Source organism: Acetivibrio cellulolyticus CD2, from assembly GCF_000179595.2.
In the GTDB taxonomy this organism is placed as follows: Bacteria; Bacillota; Clostridia; order Acetivibrionales; family Acetivibrionaceae; genus Acetivibrio; species Acetivibrio cellulolyticus.
The window spans coordinates 1,847,114-1,852,008 of record NZ_JH556653.1; the positions used below are offsets into that span (position 1 = coordinate 1,847,114).

A 4,895-nucleotide genomic window follows, 5' to 3' on the forward strand; every position below is an offset into this window, starting at 1 on the left:
CCATCCTTTTTGCAGCAATTATTCCATTAACTAAAGTTAATGCTGACTTTTCTCCAGTATACCCTGTAGGATCAACATACATCATAGGTTCATTATGGCAATATGCATACAGATTCAAACTCAACGGGTCATTTGCTGAACCCATATATGTATCCTGCTGTAAGAATCTTGCCGTTTGCGGATCATAGTATCTTGCTTGGAGGTTATAGTACTTTGATTCCTCATCGTATTGGTATCCGGCATACAATATCTGGCTCTTTATTATTTCATTCTCATCTATTGTCTCTTCTCCAGTGCTGTCATAGTAGGTCTCAGAGGTTATATTACCAAATTCATCATACTTGTACTGTGAGCGGATACTTTTTGTCGTAGCATCCAGCAGGGCTGTCACATCAGCATGTCCGTTGTAGAAATAGTATACCTTGTCAGTTCCTGTTTCCCTTGATATAAGGTTGGTTCCTATTACATTGAATGCGCTTATTGCTCCGCTGTTTGTGTATTCAAATACTACATTGTCATACTCATAGAAGTATCTTGCAGTCGTTCCGTCTACTGTTTTTGCAACTCTCTTTCCCTCTGCATTGTATGTATTCTCCATCTGCTGGTTTATACCTGTTGTCACGGTAGTCTTGAGCTGGTTTAACAGAGTATAGGTATTGGTGGTTATCGTGCTAGGTCCATTTGTTATGTCATATACATTTTTCAGGTTGCCATTGCTGTCATGGAGATACAGTCTTTTCTGTATTATATTTCCGTATTGGTCATCCTCTCTCTTGGTCACATATTGAATCCTGTTATTATCGGTATATTCATATTTTGTATATGTCACCTCATTGGTTGCCGTTATGGTTTCTATCTCTGTATCCCTGTTTCCTCTTGAATCATAGGTATAGGCTATTGTCCTTTGTGCAGTATTTATATCAGGCTCATATATGTTTTTCAGCCTGTTCATGCAATCATAGGCGTAGGATGTTGTCTCTGTTGGCTCTGTTGGTCCTCCTAAACGTTCCTGCTTCTGGGTCATATTATGGGCTCCATCATAGCAGTACTTATAGTATTCTGACTCAGCAAATACTCCCTGATCGTCCTTAACTTGATTTGTAAGGGTATCCAACAGCCCGTCATCATAATACGTGTATACCTGTCTGAAATTATCGTTGTATGTTATACTTTCTCTTCTTCCATCATCATAGTAATCATATACGGTTGTTTGTCCGTCAGACGTCACTGTCTTCAACCGTCCTGCTGCATCGTAAACCTTATCTACGCTATTGCTTCCAGGGTATACACTTTGTTCCTTTACTTCTCCTGCATTTACTCCTGTAATTATATCATAATTGTATGTTACAGGACCCATGACTATTGTATTGTTGTTTGCATCTACTGATGTTTCTGTCTTTGTTTTTACCCTGTTCAGTTCATCGTAGATTCTCTGCGTTGTGACTCTGCTCTGTAAAACCCCATTTTCCTTTGTCTCAACTATTATCTTTTTAAGATTTCCGTTTCCGTCATATCCCATGTCAGTTGATTCATTCGGCACTGTTATCTGTACGTATGTGCTGCTATCGCCTGTAAACTGGCTTATCATCCTTCCATGACAGTCATATTCATAGGTTGTATTTTTCCCATTCCTATCGAGCTTTTCCATCAGCTCTCCTGTGGGTGTATACTCATAAGTTTCAGTCTTTGATGATACTCCTATTCCGTTTGGATCACATACCATTTTGAGTTTTCCAGATGCGTTGTAATAGTATGTTGTTACATAGCCTCCAAGGTTCTGTTCCTTTAATGTTCCGTCTATATAGTAGGTATAGCTTGACATTGGAGTTGTTTCCGACTCATCATTATATACATGCTCCAGCCTTCCTAAAATATCATATTCATACTTAATTTCATTCTCTTCCCCATCACGTTTGACACGCACATTGCCCATGTTATCATATTCCTGACTTGCCTCGTGCAGTTCCGGGTCTGTTGTGGATACAAGCCTTCCGTTACAGTCATAATCATATTCTGTGAGCCTGTTATATGCATCATAGGATTTATCCTGCAAGCTACGGGCATTGTATTCCAGCTTTTCATAAGCTACATTCATAGGATCTGTCTTTTCGTAAAGCCTGTTTAAGGCATCATATTTGTATTTATTGGCGTTGTCTGTTGATTTACACTGAAAGTAGACCATCTGTACGTTAGTATTTATTAGCACCAATTTGTGATGTAACTTCAGCCTCCATCAATTTATTTAGAATTAATGCCATGAGTTCTCTCATGAAATCTCCATCTTTTACATGTCCATAATGCTTGAAAATTTCATCGATTAGTGGCATTATATTACTTGTGTCTTTTATAGCCACGATATGACCTCCTCTACTTTTGTTTTGGACTAACATAGTAGAAAAACATATCGTGGCTTTGTTTTCAAGGAACAATATCTTCCAACAATTTTAAGCCGCCAATTTTACACCACTACTTAAGACTATAACTTTTATCGGTTTGCCGGGTACGTACTAACTTAAATCCAATACTACAAAGTTCATCATTCTGCTAGGAGTGTATCAATCGAAGCAACAGAACCATCCCGATGTTTCTACACCAAAAACGCATGATTCATTTTACTACTCACACTTTTGTAATTGGTAAAATGAATACATATCAACAGCAATGACATAATTATTGATTATAATAAACTTAGTCGAAATGAAGTCATACTCATTTATAGAATGAGGCGATATTGCCATTACAACAACAACTGTACCCATAGTATCAGGTTTTATTCCTTCTATTCCCGAAAAGTTACCAAGTATATCGTCTTTTGCCATCTGCTCTACTGTTTCGTTATAGTACACAAATACAGGTTTTTTATATTCATACATTGAACCACTTAGAGTTGATTTAATAAAGTGAGTTTTTGATAACTCTATTGTACCATTATCTAAAGCGCCCCCTGTAATATCGTACTTTAAACTGTACCCTACAGTATCTCCAACTTGCCATTTTCCATATAATATTTGTTCGATTTTTTTTGTCGCAAATTTATATTCATGGTTATATTCCGTACTATACCCATTTATTAGAGCAGAAATTTGTTTATTATCCTCATAAGCTTCACTGTTACTTATATTTGTTTTGCCATTAATAAGTATTACAGAAATAAAAATCAATACTACAAGGGGAATAAATAAAACTAATTTTTTCATGAAATCATCCTTTCCAATTCTCTCTACTATAAGGATTTTGTAGGCAGAGGGCTTCATCACCCTTCGCCTACAATTAAATCTAAACAGAAATTTATAGATACGGTATGTATGCAATCCCTGCATTAATTACTTTTTGCTTTGTATCATAATAATGATTGTAATCCGCATTAAAAAACAAATTAAGCTCATTGTTTCGACGCGTTACCAGTCCATCTATTCTGCTTCCTTGAAATTTTGTATACGTGAATCCATCAATGATTTTTTGCTTATTAAAACCGTATGTTGTTAGCGCTTCTGCAAGGTCTGATCCACTTGATAGCGAAGCAGGAACATTAAATACCAATGCGACTATTGCATCAAATTGATTCTGCTTTAAAGTAACATTATTATTTTTTGAAAAATCATTTACCGTTTCCACAGCAGCAGCCAAATCGTTTTGTAAATATCTCTGCACTTCATCTGCTATCTCTTTAGCAGTATGTGTTGCTATAAAATTCTTTATTATGTTAAATTCATTAGCAGTTTTGATGCTGTGACCAATTCCAAATGTTAAATCTGCACTTGAGTTGAAACTGCCTGTCCATGGGTTGTGATTGGAATCCTTTGTACTATAGATATAAGGAATATTTCCTTCTGCCAACGCAAGCCAACTTTCTCCTTTAAACACTTGGTTACCCGTCCCCTTAGAAGATGAATTGCTAGAACTATTATTTGCTTCTCCAGTAGAGGCATCAGGGTACGAAGGTCCCACTTTCTGGGAATAAGTTAGAATTGCTATTAATGAACTAACATCTTCACCTGTACCACCATTGCTTTTCTTAAGGTATTTATCATATGCCTCCTTAAATTGAGAATTATTCTTATATTCCTTCGTTTCAAGTATTAGCTTCCTATCTTTACTTGCTTTTCCTGCAGCATCTTCTTGTGCTTTTGTTCTAACATACTTTTTTGGGTTCCACCAATTTAGTTTATCGCGCCCTTCTTGCTCCTCTTCATATACTTCTTTTTGATTTAAAACATCGTACAACAAATCAGCAGCTGTCTTTGCAGCAGCATACCCTGTAGGATCAACATACATCATAGGTTCATTATGACAATATGCATACAGATTCAAACTTAACGGATCATTTACACTACCCATATATGTATCCTGCTGTAAGAACCTTGCCGTTTGCGGGTCATAGTATCTTGCTTGAAGGTTATAGTACTTTGATTCCTCATCGTATTGGTATCCGGCATATAATATCTGGCTCTTTATTATTTCATTCTCATCTATTGTCTCTTCTCCAGTGCTGTCATAGTAGGTCTCAGAGGTTATATTACCAAATTCATCATACTTGTACTGTGAGCGGATACTTTTTGTCGTAGCATCCAGCAGGGCTGTCACATCAGCATGTCCGTTATAGAAATAGTATACCTTGTCAGTTCCTGTTTCCCTTGAGATAAGGTTGGTTCCTATTACATTGAATGCACTTATTGTCCCGCTGTTTGTGTATTCAAATGCTACATTGTCATACTCATAGAAGTATCTTGCAGTCGTTCCGCCTACGGTTTTTGCAACCCTCTTTCCCTCTGCATTATACGTGTTTTCCATCTGCTGGTTTATACCTGTTGTCACGGTAGTCTTGAGTCTGGTTTAACAGAGTATAGGTATTGGTTGTTATAGTGCTAGGTCCATTTGTTATGTCATATACATTT

At 36.8% G+C, this 4,895-nt stretch carries 3 protein-coding genes and 1 pseudogene; all 4 read right to left on the reverse strand.

Features of this window, described 5'->3' with window-relative positions; translation table 11 throughout:
- Positions 1-2,182: RHS repeat domain-containing protein (locus ACECE_RS27195; protein ID WP_456049008.1), on the reverse strand; the 2,182-nt coding region annotated here is incomplete at its 3' end.
- A 10-nt stretch (positions 2,183-2,192) separates the two neighbouring features.
- Positions 2,193-2,390, reverse strand: a pseudogene (locus ACECE_RS0210205) (hypothetical protein); the annotation flags it as partial.
- Positions 2,391-2,615: 225 nt separating this feature from the next.
- Positions 2,616-3,197, reverse strand: a complete 582-nt coding sequence (locus ACECE_RS0210210; protein WP_162862518.1) for a hypothetical protein — start codon at positions 3,195-3,197, stop codon at positions 2,616-2,618.
- A 91-nt stretch (positions 3,198-3,288) separates the two neighbouring features.
- Positions 3,289-4,791, reverse strand: a complete 1,503-nt coding sequence (locus ACECE_RS0210215) for an RHS repeat-associated core domain-containing protein (protein WP_010681113.1) — start codon at positions 4,789-4,791, stop codon at positions 3,289-3,291.
- Positions 4,792-4,895 lie beyond the last annotated feature (104 nt).